Source organism: Chitinilyticum aquatile DSM 21506 (assembly GCF_000430805.1).
Lineage (GTDB): Bacteria > Pseudomonadota > Gammaproteobacteria > Burkholderiales > Chitinibacteraceae > Chitinilyticum > Chitinilyticum aquatile.
In genome coordinates, this window is the sequence record NZ_KE387262.1 from 1 (window position 1) to 14,033 (window position 14,033).

The following is a 14,033-nucleotide window of genomic DNA, read 5'->3' on the forward strand; positions in this document are numbered from 1 at the left end:
TACTTTGGCGGGGCTGGTTTGCTCATGCTGATGACGGATTGGGGGGTGATGTGGTCAGATCAAGCAGGATGCGTGCCGATTTGTGCAACAAAGCCCACGCAAGCGTAAAGACAGTAATTGATATTCAGTTTGCCCTTACCAATGGACATTAAACGTCCAGAATATCCTTCATCATTACGTTGACGAACCGATGGAGGAATACTCATGCCGCACTTCCATGATGAAGATACTGAGGGTGCGAGCCCAGCCCACCCACTTGTGTGCCTCTGGTCTCTGAGGATGCTCATCCTTCTGGATGGTCATTTGCTGTTTCTTGGGAAAGACAGTGTCCGTCAAACACGGCTTGCTGCGCGCATCGGATTTCGCTATCCCGCCGAAACGGATATCGGAGTGGAATACAAGCGGAGTGAAGCTCTGCTTGCCCTGCGGAATGTCCACGCGCAGGCAGAAAAAAAAGTCAGTACAAGCCCGGATATTCTGCCAGCCTCATTCCAAAAGAATTTGGACATGCTCAGTAGCCTTGCGGGACTGAATGACACTGAACGCTGGATTCTGGCATTCACGGTGCTTCTTCATACCGAAGAAACGCTGGATGATGCTGGTGACACAATCGGCGTCCTCAGCAGCAATAAACTGGTTTCAGCGGTTGCAGCAATCCTGCAGCAACCTCATAAAGCAGTCTCACAAGCCTTGCGTCGCGATGGCAAACTGGCCCGCACAGGCCTTGTCAGTATCGACCAAAACAACATGACGATGTTGAGGGGAAAACTCGACCTGCTATCCAGAGCCTTTGCCGATCAGGCGCAAATCCCAGATGTACACCTGATCGATCTGTTGCGCGGAATGGTCAATCCATCACCGCAGCCAAAACTCACGCTTGCTGATTATCCCTATCTGAATAAAGAGCTGTCTCTGCTGCTCCCCTATCTCCGACAAGTCATTGCTCAACATCGGCAGGGAGTGAATATCTTTTTGCATGGCCGGCCTGGCACAGGGAAAAGTGAGTTGGTTCGTGCGATTGCCTGCCATCTTGGTGTTGCGCTCTACGAAATCAGCAGTGATGACGATGAAGGCGATCCCATCAGTGGCGAGTCTCGCTTGAGAGCCTACCGCAGCGCACAGGGATTCTTTACACAGCACGGAACCCTCCTCCTCTTTGATGAGGTGGAAGATGTTTTCAATGACCGGCAGCAAGAGCACAGCATTGCTCAATCTCATAAGGCATGGATGAACCGCATGCTTGAAGATAACCGCCTCCCGACGTTCTGGGTATCTAACCGGATCCAAGGGCTGGATGCGGCTTTTTTGCGCAGATTCGATATGATCATCGAACTGGACGCCCCTCCCAGGACCTATCGCCGAGAACTCATTACGCGCCAAGCAGGTCTGTGGTTGGACGATGTTGCAATTGGTCGGCTCGCAGAGTCCAGCGATCTCAGTCCCGCTACTTTGATGCGGACAGCTAATGTGGTAGCCACTATTGCAGAGCAGCCCGATGCCATGCCTCCTGGCCAAGCACTCGAGACCTTGATTCGAAGCGCACTGAAAGCCCAATACCAAGTGCCGCTGCCGGACGTCAACAGGGAATCCGCACCGCCAGAATATGATCCACGATTTATCCGTGCCGATGCGGATCTTGCTGCAATTGCCGAACGGCTCAAATTGTCGCCATCTGCCCGTCTGTGCCTATATGGACCACCGGGCACAGGTAAAACCGCCTTTGGCCGCTGGCTTGCTGAGCAACTTGAGCGCCCACTGCTTGTTAAACGTGCATCGGACCTGCTCTCAATGTATGTCGGAGGTACCGAACAGAACATTGCGTGCAGCTTCAATGAAGCTGAAGAAGAAAACGCAGTACTACTTATCGATGAGGTGGACAGTTTTCTTCAGAATCGACAGCAGGCCCAGCGCAGCTGGGAAATTACCCAGGTTAATGAGATGCTGACACAAATCGAGCGCTATCGTGGGATTCTGATTGCATCGACCAACCTGATGGGCGATCTCGATCACGCGGCGATGCGCCGCTTCGATCTGAAGGTACGTTTCGATTATCTGGATGCTAGGCAGTCACAGGAATTGTTGCTGCGCTACTGTAATTCTCTCGGGTTGACCGAACCATCGGGGCACGATTTGCAGAGCCTCGGTATGCTTCGTACATTGACTCCTGGCGATTTTGCGGCCGTGTTTCGACAGTCACGCTTTAACCCACTCCAGCGTGCATCTGAACTGGTTAGCGCGTTGGAAAAGGAGTGCCGGCATAAGGTGGAAGCGCCGATGAAGATGGGTTTCCTCAGTTAGAACCTCACCGCAAACTCAACGCTGAAGTTCACAAAACCACTCAACCCACAACTGATTTCTGCAATATGCACCAAGGTATGATGGAGCCAGCGAGCATAATGACTGCATCAGGGCCCATCATACCCAGGAGCTAACTTGGCGCTCTCAACACCATATAAAGCGATGCCATTGCGAAGCCATAGACGACAAGCTTCATCCTGTAAGGCATGATTTGGCGAACAATCTACAAACCAGCGCCTAAGCATATAACCGGCGTTGGCAGCACGAACATGCACATTTAGTACGCCGTTCGCCATTCCATAGTCGAGCTCGGCAATCGCAGCATCATTGTGCGCGGGGTGAGGTACTAACTCTAGTTCGACCACGCGATTCCACTGAATGTCAGCGGTCGGCAGCTCATGCTTCTTGGGATAATCATCAAGCACCTCAGCATTGACGATCCGAGTGATAACCAGATCGATGAAACTCTCGCGTAGCCGGTCAAATGCACGGGTATGCCAGCGTAATCCACTATCAACGATTGCAAATGGTGCGATTACACGCTCCTGCTCGCCGCTACTGGCTGAGTGATATCGAATACGTAGCAGCTTCTGGGCACGTATTGCTCGAGTAACAGCCCCCAAGATGGGCAATTGCGGCCGGTTCAATATGCTGGGGTATTCGCAAGGCAGCATCGCCTCGCCAGTGCTTTCAACGCCATAGCCCTCCCCTTGCATTAACGCACCCATGACTTGTTCAAGGCGATGTTCGAACACCGGCACGAACTGCCTGGAAATACGGTAGGCTTTGCTGGGCTGATGAAGTTCCAGATTGTGTTCTGCCAGTAGTTTGTACTGGCCAATGTCGCGGGTTGCCATCGCAGAGGCAATACTGAAACGCGCCATCAAGTCTGCCCGCCGAAACTCTCCCAGGAAATACAGGCAGAACTCCAGATAGGTCAGACGTTCGCGTTGGTTATGGCTTAGCGCCGCTAGCTGTTCTTCGGTTATGGACTGAGTCATTGCGCACCATTTTGGTTTTTCTTTGTCGCACAATGCTACATTAGCGATGTCGCATAATCATCATTTTGATGACTAATGATCGCAAAATGCAGCATCGACCCCTTCCGCCTCTTCGGGAAAACAAGACCTTAATGCCCAGAAAGGCTGAGCCCCACTTTGAAAGATCAATCCACAACCGACAGTTCAGGCGCGGCATCAAACTCGGTAAAGAAATCCGAGGCGCGCAGCCCCTTAAACGAGGCTTCTACGTACTGCCGAAACAGTTCATCCTGAATCGTTTCATAGGTGAGATCTTTGAAAATCACCTTGACCGACGGCACAAAGAACTTTTCCCCTGTTTTGAAAACACCATGCAATTCATCCTTTAGCGCTTCGCGCAGATCCTGATCAGTCGGCTCATGAGCAAGACAATTTTTAAGCAACCGTTCTGGCGGAGCGCGTTTGATAGTCGGCAGCAGTGCCTCAACAAGCTCATCGACAGACTGTTTCACGGCCTCATCCAACCTGCGGAACACACTATCGCGATAGGCCTCAATCCGGTTTTTGAACCAGTTGATACGTACATCAAATGCCTCACGGCGGGCGCGACTTATCAATTGGCCATACCCAGGAATGGTCGTCAGGAAATCTTTGGCAATCGCCTTGCGGTCCTCATCAATCTGTTTCTCTGAATACACGACCATTTTCGGATTTCCTGCATCATCCAAGACAGGTAACCCGGTTCGGGGATTTTCCGCGGCAATCTCCACCAAGAGGGACTCTTTCCCTTCAAGCAGCGCAAAGCTGTTATGAAGGCGTTCCTCCAAGATTTTGTCATTTCCCACGAGCAAGTCATTCGGGACCTGAACTCGACGGGCGGACAGCTTGTAACCACTGACTTCCATTTCGACGTACTGAAGCTTGCTGGTGTACACACGCTCGATACGCGCAAGATTGTAGGGCTTCGGTGGTAACTGCTGCAGGTCCTGCAAAGTTTCCTGAATTGCACTTTCTGTTGCAGAACAACGACCAATTTCAGCTTGCCCCGGCAAGGGGATATCTTCTTCGGCAAAGCCGTCTGCTCCGGTCGCCATCGCGACGGCGTGGATAAGGTCGGGATTACCAAGCAGCATCGCATTCGGCTGCCCTTCTCGATCGGAGCCCGCTTCAATCAATAATGGCGTTGGCGTATAAACCCAACATTGCTCATCACTCATTAACACGCCTAGGCGGATACCTGGCTGAGTGCGCAAAACCATGTGGCGTTCTTTAACGGCCCGATGAAGAAGCTTCAGTCCCTTTTCCGTTCCATAACCCAATCGGCACACTTCCGGATCGGTATCGATGATGACGGTTATGGCGGGCGGTTCTGCACGCTGTAGCAGCTCGTCGATAGCCGCGGCCAAAGTCGCGGTAATCCCTGGTGCAATATAGACGAGCCGGTTCTGACAGGATCGAATGGCGGCCCCTAGGCTGGCATCATTCGCAATTGCAAACAGATTCTCGTTTTTGCTCATGGCATTTCTCCAGCAAAGCACGAATTTTCCGGGCATCGATTCTGGTATCGATAGATGAGCCATTAGTCCTTACCCGCGCAGACCTCCTCTCGGGGTAGTGCCAATGGAGTGAGCTACTCGATGCTCGCTATCTTCTGTGACGACGGGCACACACTCACATTAGCATCATTTAAATTATTTGTCGCGATCATTTTGATCTCGTATAGTTGGTGTAGCTGCATCGAAAACAACCCTCAGGGAATCTAACCATGCGACTTCTGCACACTTCAGACTGGCATCTCGGCCAGACCTTTCATGGCCATGAACGCAGTGTTGAGCATGAGCATTTCTTGTCCTGGTTGTTGAAGCAGCTAGATATTTATCAGCCCGACGTATTCATCATCGCGGGAGACATATTTGATACCGCGAATCCTTCCGCCACGGCTCAGCGCCAGTTCTATCATTTTGTCAGCGCGGTACTAAAGCAGCGGGCTAACCTGGACATAATCGTCACGGCAGGGAATCACGATTCCGCTCATCGCCTGGAAGCTCCTTCTCCGATCTTGCGAGAGCTTGGTGTAACCCTCATCGGCACCGTCCCGCGCAATGAAGCAGGGGATATCGACATTAGTCGACTGGTATTGCCCTTGGGGCCTGATAAATCAAGGCCATCAGGCTGGTGCGTGGCCTTGCCCTTTTTGCGTCCTGCAGATCTACCTCGCATTCCAGAAGCTCAAGATAGTTATCAGGATGGCGTCGCAGCGCTATATGACGCGGCCTTGCAACATGCCATCACGCTAAGAGGGAAAATTGATGCCCCAATTCTTGGTGTTGGACATTTGCATCTAGTCGGTTGCGATGTATCGGAACTCTCCGAGCGAAGATTGATTGTTGGTGGCAATGAGGCTTTACCTGCCAGCATTTTCGGCGAGGCTTTCAGCTATATCGCGTTAGGGCACCTGCATAAGGCTCAACAAGTTGGCAGCCCGCACATCCGCTACTGCGGCAGCCCATTACCAATGTCCTTCACTGAAACAGACTATGTGCACCAGGTCGTGCTGATCGATTTTGCTGGAAGCAAACCCGACAGCATCACGCCCTTGCCGATACCACGATCGGTTCCTTTATTGCGATTACCCAAACAGCGCGCGGACATTGAAGAAGTTCTGGAAGTGCTGTCCGCACTTGACCTTGTAGAGGTGCCATTTGACGTGCAGCCCTACCTGGAAGTCCGCGTCGCTCTAACACAACCTGAACCAGACTTAAGACGGCGTATTGAAGAAGTCTTGACAGGTAAACCCGTCCGGCTGGTCAGGATTGATGCCCAAGTGATCCGACAAGAAAACCCGGAACACGTATTGCTCGTCAATGGCCTGGATGGGATGCAGCAACTCCATCCAGAACATGTATTTCGCAATATCTATGAAATCAAATATGGCGAAATACCGCCCGTTGAATTGCAGGCCGCCTTTGATGAGCTGGCGACAATCGCTCTGCATGAGGAGATCCACGCATGAGAATCCTAGCCATTCGCGGGAAGAACCTTGCCTCGTTGTCCGGTGAGTTTGCCATCGACTTCACCAGTGAACCTTTGCTGAATACCGGTCTGTTTGCCATCAGCGGTCCCACTGGCGCGGGGAAAAGTACGCTGCTGGATGCCATGTGCCTGGCCTTGTTCAATGACACACCACGGCTCAAACAAGCCTATCAGCTGGCTGGTCGCAGTGGTGCACTCAAGGATGTTGGCGATGAAACACTCAACCAATATCAAACCGGAAATCTACTACGCCGCCGCTGCAGCGAGGCATGGGCCGAAGTGGATTTTCTTGCCAATGATCTGCAACGCTATCGCGCTCATTGGCACGTCAGCCGCGCGCGAGGCAGGATTGATGGACGACTGCAAAATGTACAAATGAGTCTAGCCACAATTCAGGAAGGGAATAATCCTGACACAGGCAAGCCCGACACACTGCAGATCCTGTCGACACAACTCTCAGAGACACTCAAAGAGATTGAACAACGCCTTGGACTGACATTCGACCAATTCACACGATCGGTATTACTGGCACAGAATGAATTTAGTGCCTTCCTCAAAGCCAAGGATGATGAACGTGCCAACTTGCTGGAGGCACTGACCGGAACAGAAATTTATAGCCGGATATCCATGCTTGCCTTCACACGTAACAAGGACGAAGAAGAGAAGCTCGCTCTACTGCTCAATCAACTTGCGCAGGGCGAACCAATGACGGCAGAAGAACGCACACAACTTGAGCAGCAATACGCGGATGCGCAAGGAAGCCTCAAACAACGCCAGCAGGAACTGGAACATGCAGGGATCGTTCTGCAATGGTTCAACAACTTGAACAAACTGGATGCAGAACAACAGCAGACACTCAACCAACTCGCAGCGGCGCAGCAAAGACAGCACGATACCACGGAGCAAAGAACGCGACTGGCACAACTGACACAGGCATCGCAAGCACGGCACTTGCTCAGTCAACACGATGTGATTGAGGAGCAGGTTCACACAAATGATGCGCAGCAACTTGAAACAGCCACCGCATTGCAGGAGCAGCAACAGCAGTTGCAGGATGCCAATACGGCAATACAACATGCCTCACTCCATCGTGAACAGGCCCAACAATCCGTTGCGAACTCCCAGCCTGAATTGCTGATTGCACGCGAATTGGACACTCGAATTCAGCACACCCGGCCCCAAGTCGAACAAGCCAATCGACATACCGCCGAGGCGGAGCAGGCATTGCTAGCCAGCACTGCCGCCAAGGATTTACTGCAGTCAGAACTCTCCGCTCTACAAGAGCGCATCACCACAACACAGACCTGGCTCAAGGAGAACAGTAATTGGTCAGAGCTTGCCAATCACTGGGCCCAGTGGAAGACCGTATTGATTGATGCCGGTCAGGCACAACAGGAACAAACGCGACTACTGGCAACGATCACTACCCAGCAGCAAACCTTGCCTGAACTGCAACAGCAACTCGCAATGGCAGATCAGGAAGTACGAGATCGCCAGGCCTTGCACCAACACTGCGAAACCTCACTTCGTCGCTCACGGCAAAAGCTGAGTGATGATCCAGCCGTATTGCTACAACAGCAGTCTCGAATCACCGAGCAGCTGGAACATGCTCGAGAGGCCTTGGCCATCTGGAGCAACTGGCAGAACGATCAAGCTGAGCATGCTACGCTGCTGAATCAAATCCATATTGGCAACGAAACAAAAACAAGCTTTACCCACGAGTACACGAGTTTGCAACAGCAGTTGCAGGCGCTGGAAGACCGCTTGCGTGCCGACATCGATGCACTTCAGCAGACACGCCTTGCCAGCAGTCACGATGTAGACCAGCTTCGAGCCACCCTTCATAGCGACCAACCATGTCCGGTCTGTGGTAGCACTACCCATCCCTACCGGGAAAGCGACCCCGGTATTGAACGAGTTCTGACACTGGCCGAAGCACAAGTTGCACAGCTCGAGACCACCATCAATCAACTACGTGTTCAACAACAACAGGTTGCACAGAACCTGGCACGGAACGAACAGCAATTAGAGCAGCTTGTGAAAGCGGAAGGCCTGAGCAAAGCGGCGATCACCGCGAGCGCACAGGCATGGCTCACTGCTGGGCAACCCTGGCATGACATTATTGAGAATGATCGTGTCGTCGCCATCCAGTCAACGATTGACCAGTTGCAGCTAGACTTGGCCACCCTGACGAAGCGCATCGATGAGACACTCTCCTGCCAGCGTGAAATCGATCAACTGCAACAGGATGTCGAAAAAGCCCGGCAGGCTTGTGAAGCAGCCACTCAGGTTCAGGCACGGTGCCAGCAAGCCATTGAAAACCGATCAAAAGAAATTGCACATCAGCAAGATCTGCTCCAGCGTCAAGAATCGCTGTGCACAAAACTGATGTCTCAACTGGTCGGGGCCTTTAGCACCGCAACACATGAGGATTGGCAAGCGCAATGGCTAGCCGGTCCCAATGACTTTTCCCGCGACATCGAGTCGCATGTATCCAGCTACCTTCAGCATGAGCGGGAATTGGCTGAAGCCACACAACTGTGGCAGCAAAAACAACCCGAATTGAGCGGTCTCCAGGCCACCATGCACAGTCAGCAGACTCAGGCACAAAACTGCCATCGTGAAAGCGCGAAACTGCAATCGGTCCTGGATGAGCTTCAACAACAGCGCAGCACAGTTCTCAACGGCGAAGATGCCGACCATGTTGAAGGCCGCTTAGTCGAGGAGGCACAGCGGGCAGAGCAGGCGCACCAGCAAGCCCTTCAACAGGGTCAAGCAGTTCGGGAAGCCTTGAAAGGCGTGGAAAGTAAATCACTTACATTGCAGCAACAATCAGTTCAATTACAAATCCAACGTCACGAAACCAGTAGGGCCCTTGCTACTTGGCTGATGGAGCAAGGATTACACTCAGGTATTCATGACATCGCCACACTACGTCAGTTGTTGACCTGCGATCCAGCAGAATTCGACGCACTGAAGTCTGAACTCGAAACAATCGATCAAACCGTGCGCGATCAGCAGACATTACTAGATGCCCTGCAGACGCGACGCAATGAGCATATGCAACATCATCCAGCAGAAGGAAGCCAAACGGACTGGGAAAGCCGGCAGGAAACTGCTCGTCATGCTAGCGAAACGGCCATGGAACAGATGCTTCGCCTTCAGCACCTTCGTGATGAGGATGACCATCGGCAACTTGCCGCCGTCTCTTTGCGGGATACCATCGAGAAACAACGCCAGGAGTCATCACGGTGGCAGCGGTTGAACGAACTGATCGGCTCCAAGGATGGCAAGAAATTCCGCAATCAGGCTCAGCAACTCACGATGGATATTTTGCTTGCGCATGCCAACCTGCATATGAATGTGTTGAACAGACGCTACCGGCTGGAACGCATTCCAAACAATCTGGCACTACAAATTATCGATCAGGATATGGGTGACGAGATTCGTTCCGTATTCTCGCTTTCTGGCGGAGAGTCATTCCTGGTATCGCTCGCATTGGCGCTCGGCCTGGCCTCGCTCGCGGCAGAACGTATGGAAGTCGAATCGCTCTTTATTGACGAAGGCTTTGGAAGCCTTGATGTAGACACACTGCAAGTGGCGATGGGTGCACTTGATACGCTGCAAGCACAAGGTCGTAAAGTTGGCGTGATTACACATGTTCAAGATATGACCGAACGGATCGAAGTACAGATTCGCGTTGATCGGAAAAGGGATGGTGCCAGTACTGTCCGTATTGGCCAGTGAAACCCACACGCACGGCACACTGCCGGAAAATCAGGAGTTAGTTATGAGTGCTTGGTGGTTTGTAATCACGGTTGATTCCGTGCCTCCGGATTGGGGCACGGAGCAAAGCCCCCTTTTGCTGGCAAGCTGGGAAGAGCCAGTAACAGGGCTTCACTGGATCAGCAAACTGGTAGCGGCAGGTGAGGCCGAGCAACTACCCAGTCAGCGCAGCCATCTGTGCGAGGAGTATCGCAGCAAGGCGTCCTTTGTGCTGCCGATCCTGCTCAGCCTGCAGAGCGGCACAGCAAGAAGCTCAGCCGTCAAACAACTCAACATGCCACTCATCCACCAATGCACAGCCGAGCAGCCCCTCCTGATCAGCGTCTGGGATCTGGGCTAAGCGTTTTCTCAGCCTGCTCTACAAACAAAAAGCGGATGGAAAACCCATCCGCTTTTTGTTTTAAGCGCTTAAAACCTTACATTGAAGCGTAAGTATTTAAGCGCTTAAAGTGCCTAATGTTCTGGAGCCAACTCTTCAAGGAAGCGCGCCAATTTTTCACGCACAGCTTCGGAAACGCCTACCAGACTAATATCTATCCTGCCCACGGACTTTTCTTTGGCCTTTACATGAAGGCCATTCTCACCACGGCCATCATATTGATACCCCTGGTAACGTGTTGCCGCTGCACGGTGTGCAGATATCATCTTGGTCTTTTCAGCTTTTACTGCCCGCTGTGAGAGTTTGCGATCCATCACGGCCATGGCCAGTTCGATTGCCTTATCGCTGCCAAGCTGATTTTGCATGTTGCGGATTTCGCCCAGAGTAGGGGCAGAAAACACACTCGGGCATGCCTTGGCAAAACTCCGGACCTCTTCTGGAACCTGCCAGAATGACATTACCAGACTAATTAGTGTGTCACTGACCCCGAGCGCCGTAGCCAAATCGGCAGCATCCTTGTACACGCTTTCATCAAGGACACGCCGCCAGCCAATAGCACGATCCACATCGTTATGCCCCTTGCGCTGCTCATTCGCTACGAATGCCAGTTCGTAGAGATCCTTCGGAAGCAGTCCAAGCCGTACGATCGCACGGATCGTTGGCATCCGAGACCCAGGGCTCTGACTTGCCTCCAACCTAGCGCTATGGCGCAATGCGCGAAGGCGGGTTTCACCATCTATGACCACATACTGTGCGGCAGCACTAATTTCATCACCACGCAGTTTGATCAGCTCACGGAGTTCATCGGTCAACTGCGTCACTAGGATCGGCGAAAGCTGACCATTGTGATCCAGCGACTCAGCCATCTCAATGATGTTTTGCTGATACTCCGATGAATCGTAGGTATGACGGGAGTTATAAGGATTGGAAATCAGCGTATCAATCCGTAGATCCAACACCGCTTCGTCACCGATTTCAGTGATGACTTCAGTCGAAGTGCGCTGCGATGTAGCTTTACCAGGTTTTGCTCCAAACGGGACCAGATCGGGATTCGGCGTTACTGTTGCGCCCGGAGCAGAGAACATTGAGCCTTTCATTCGTCAGCCTCCTCATCGACAGGATCTGGATCAACGCCATACATACCGACGGTTCGCAGAATCTGCCGGGTTAGTTGATGAATCGCCAACGAAGCGGGGCGGTTCGGTTCTGAAAGAATTACAGGACGAGCAATACCACCACTAATCTGACGTGCCACGCTGACATTGGCAGGAATCACTGCCTTGGCCAAGTAATCACCGAACCCATGTTGCATGGCCTCCAAGTTCTGCCGGCTGTGCGTCTGGGATTTGTTATAGTTGTTTGCGACAAACAGAACCTGGCGATCAACACCCAGCCAATCCTTAAGTTCCATGATTTCAGTGCGCAGCAGTTTCAGTGCTTTTTGGCTCATGCCATCCATCGACATGGGCGCGACAACCAGATCACAGGCCACCAATGCATTGAGGTTCAAGAAAGATGAACCTGGAGCTGTGTCGAGAAAGATGATGTCGTAATTGGCCTTGATGTAATCGCGATTACGCTCAAGAAATTTCTCAAGCAAGTGTTCACGGTGGGCTACTGCAACAACTTTGGGATCAAAATGTGCGACCAGCTGATCAGCAGGCATCAGGTGGAGCACAGCCTCGTTGGACATGGAATAAACACAGTCTTTGAGTGCATGACCTTCCAGTACACCAGAGACCACAGTGCGTACATCACTCTCAGAATCGACGCCAAAGAGTTCAGTGGTCGAAGCTTGCGGATCAAGATCAATGACCAGCACTCGATAACCACGCATGGCAGTCGCAATCGCCATGTTGGTTGAGATTGTACTTTTGCCTACCCCGCCCTTCGACATACGGATAGCAACCAAAGGAACATGTTTATCCGAATCCTGCCAAGCAGCAAAGCCCTCAATGAGGGCGCGCTTCAGTGTTCTCACATCATCAGGGGTATAGTCCGCCCTGGCGCTACGAACGCTTTCGGAATCCCGGCCAGTAAGCTGTCGGATCTTGTAGTAGTCCATCTTGGGGACACCAGCCAGTTCAACAGCGACAGCAGAACGGAATGCAATTTTCTCCACAATGCACTCTCCAATAATCGAAGAAATTTCACGATTATTGTAACGCTTGCGTTGTCGTTTACATAGGGGAATAATAAAAAAAACTTGTAAATCAGCAACTACTAGCGAGTTCTTCACTCAGTAACTAACCCGTTCTGAATGTAGATCAGTACCGTTATGGATGTGTTTTTACCGTTGTGATTTGTGATCAGTACCGTTGTGGTTGTAGTAAATCTCCCGTTATCAATGAGTAGACTGGGCCAGTCAAAACGTTGATTACATTGGGGAATTTACAACAATCCACAACCGCTACTCTTGGTTTTACTCTTTCTTTACTCAAAAACAGAGCGTACAACGCCAATGGAAGACCACAAAAAGTTGCCCAAAGCTCCCCTTGCGGCGCTACAGGATAGAGCAGAAGAAGCAAAAGCCAGGATGGCTTTGCGCCCAATGTCTCAGCAGCTAGACCTCTTCTGGGGCGAATCAGCACGACCTATGGCAAGCGCACTGACCAAAAGCGCACTCTTTGGTACTTCACGCCCTCCAAGCTTCACTGGTGAACTTGATCGTTTGGGGCAACCAATGTTGCCAGCCATGCCGTTCATGAAAAACCAGGAAATTTTCAGTACTGATGACATTATCCTCTACTACACCGGCGAAGAGTTGACTCAGGATGACCTGACACTTTGGATGCAAATTGTGTTTCTGTCACGTGACCGGCCAATGGATGATCTGACACAACGCACACGCCCGTATCGACTTCTGAAGGATCTGGACTGGGGTGATAGTAAACCTGCGTACTTCCGGCTGAAATCTTCAATTACCAGGCTGAGGAATGCCACTCTGCGCATCCAGCAACGCTATCGTGGTGAGAAAGTAGTTGATGTGAACGACGTGAATTTTCTGGATCACCTGCGTTACATCGACGATGAATCTGGCAACTCAACTGGTGAAATTGAGTTTAGAGCTGACCGCCGTATCCTGGAAATTTTCCGTCCCGAACTCACCAGTGTACACAACTGGACTACGCGGCAAACCATCCAGAAAACAAGAAACCGCTTGGCTCAGTGGACACATAGTTTTTATTCGAATCACAGCGGCAAACCATACCCAATGCTGCTGACTACCCTGATGTCCTTGTCAAAGACCAAGACAAAGGATGTCTATCGGTTCAAGCAACAGTTGGAAGTAGCACTGGCAGTTTTGATCAAGGTAGGCTTTCTTCTTGATTGGCAAATCGAAGGCACTGGAGTCAAAGCGAAACTTCATGTGACCCTTAAGAAACAAACCAAAGCGGCTTTGCCAAGTCCCGATGAAAAATTGCCGTTGTAGTAGAACCCGTTATGAATGTTGAAATCCGCGACACCTACTAGAAGCAAAAGTACCATCACAACTGTCATTGATTCACCATTCACAACGGGTCGCTGTATCAGCAGAACATGCCGTTATGAATGTT

At 51.5% G+C, this 14,033-nt stretch carries 9 protein-coding genes; 5 read left to right on the forward strand and 4 right to left on the reverse strand.

Going from position 1 to position 14,033, the window contains the following annotated elements:
• Positions 1-279 precede the first annotated feature (279 nt).
• Positions 280-2,298 carry an AAA family ATPase gene (locus tag H559_RS21160; protein WP_211230976.1) on the forward strand — a complete coding sequence of 673 codons (2,019 nt, stop codon included), beginning with the start codon at positions 280-282 and terminating at the stop codon, positions 2,296-2,298.
• 107 nt (positions 2,299-2,405) lie between these two features.
• Here H559_RS21160 and H559_RS0117980 read toward each other — a convergent pair whose 3' ends face one another.
• Together H559_RS0117980 and H559_RS0117985 are read right to left on the reverse strand one after the other, a co-directional pair.
• Positions 2,406-3,299, reverse strand: a complete 894-nt coding sequence (locus H559_RS0117980) for a WYL domain-containing protein (RefSeq protein ID WP_028453818.1) — start codon at positions 3,297-3,299, stop codon at positions 2,406-2,408.
• A gap of 164 nt (positions 3,300-3,463) precedes the next feature.
• On the reverse strand, positions 3,464-4,795 hold the full coding sequence (locus H559_RS0117985; protein WP_028453819.1) for a hypothetical protein: 1,332 nt from the start codon (positions 4,793-4,795) through the stop codon (positions 3,464-3,466).
• Between the two features lie 248 nt (positions 4,796-5,043).
• On the opposite strand from H559_RS0117985, the gene H559_RS0117990 reads away from it, so the two are divergent.
• From H559_RS0117990 to H559_RS0118000, 3 genes are read left to right on the forward strand one after another with little or no spacing between them, the layout of a single operon-like run.
• Positions 5,044-6,291: an exonuclease SbcCD subunit D C-terminal domain-containing protein gene (locus tag H559_RS0117990; protein ID WP_028453820.1), complete on the forward strand. Its 1,248-nt coding sequence runs from the start codon at positions 5,044-5,046 to the stop codon at positions 6,289-6,291.
• Positions 6,288-10,058 (forward strand): AAA family ATPase, encoded by a 3,771-nt coding sequence (locus tag H559_RS0117995; RefSeq protein WP_028453821.1) that lies wholly within the window; start codon positions 6,288-6,290, stop codon positions 10,056-10,058. Before H559_RS0117990 ends, H559_RS0117995 begins: the two co-directional genes overlap by 4 nt.
• Before the next feature lie 43 nt (positions 10,059-10,101).
• Entirely contained in the window at positions 10,102-10,437 is a 336-nt protein-coding gene (locus H559_RS0118000; protein WP_028453822.1) for a hypothetical protein, read from the forward strand.
• 113 nt (positions 10,438-10,550) lie between these two features.
• Here the strand turns inward: H559_RS0118000 and H559_RS0118005 are convergent, their stop codons facing one another.
• Both H559_RS0118005 and H559_RS0118010 read right to left on the reverse strand, forming a co-directional pair.
• A complete protein-coding gene (locus tag H559_RS0118005) occupies positions 10,551-11,573 on the reverse strand; it encodes a ParB/RepB/Spo0J family partition protein (protein WP_028453823.1) in 1,023 nt (340 codons plus the stop codon).
• Positions 11,570-12,715, reverse strand: a complete 1,146-nt coding sequence (locus tag H559_RS0118010; protein WP_155845487.1) for a ParA family protein — start codon at positions 12,713-12,715, stop codon at positions 11,570-11,572. The genes H559_RS0118005 and H559_RS0118010 overlap by 4 nt, the downstream gene beginning before the upstream one ends.
• Positions 12,716-12,937: 222 nt before the next feature.
• Between H559_RS0118010 and trfA the strand changes: the two genes are divergently transcribed.
• Complete coding sequence (trfA, locus tag H559_RS21165; RefSeq protein WP_028453826.1) at positions 12,938-13,909, forward strand: plasmid replication initiator TrfA; 972 nt, start codon at positions 12,938-12,940, stop codon at positions 13,907-13,909.
• Positions 13,910-14,033: the final 124 nt, after the last annotated feature.

Coding starts and splice junctions, on each gene's coding strand:
- H559_RS21160 (WP_211230976.1), top strand. CDS start 280: ATGCTCATCCTTCTGGATGGTCATTTGCTGTTTCTTGGGAAAGACAGT.
- H559_RS0117980 (WP_028453818.1), bottom strand. CDS start 3,299: ATGACTCAGTCCATAACCGAAGAACAGCTAGCGGCGCTAAGCCATAAC.
- H559_RS0117985 (WP_028453819.1), bottom strand. CDS start 4,795: ATGAGCAAAAACGAGAATCTGTTTGCAATTGCGAATGATGCCAGCCTA.
- H559_RS0117990 (WP_028453820.1), top strand. CDS start 5,044: ATGCGACTTCTGCACACTTCAGACTGGCATCTCGGCCAGACCTTTCAT.
- H559_RS0117995 (WP_028453821.1), top strand. CDS start 6,288: ATGAGAATCCTAGCCATTCGCGGGAAGAACCTTGCCTCGTTGTCCGGT.
- H559_RS0118000 (WP_028453822.1), top strand. CDS start 10,102: ATGAGTGCTTGGTGGTTTGTAATCACGGTTGATTCCGTGCCTCCGGAT.
- H559_RS0118005 (WP_028453823.1), bottom strand. CDS start 11,573: ATGAAAGGCTCAATGTTCTCTGCTCCGGGCGCAACAGTAACGCCGAAT.
- trfA (WP_028453826.1), top strand. CDS start 12,938: ATGGAAGACCACAAAAAGTTGCCCAAAGCTCCCCTTGCGGCGCTACAG.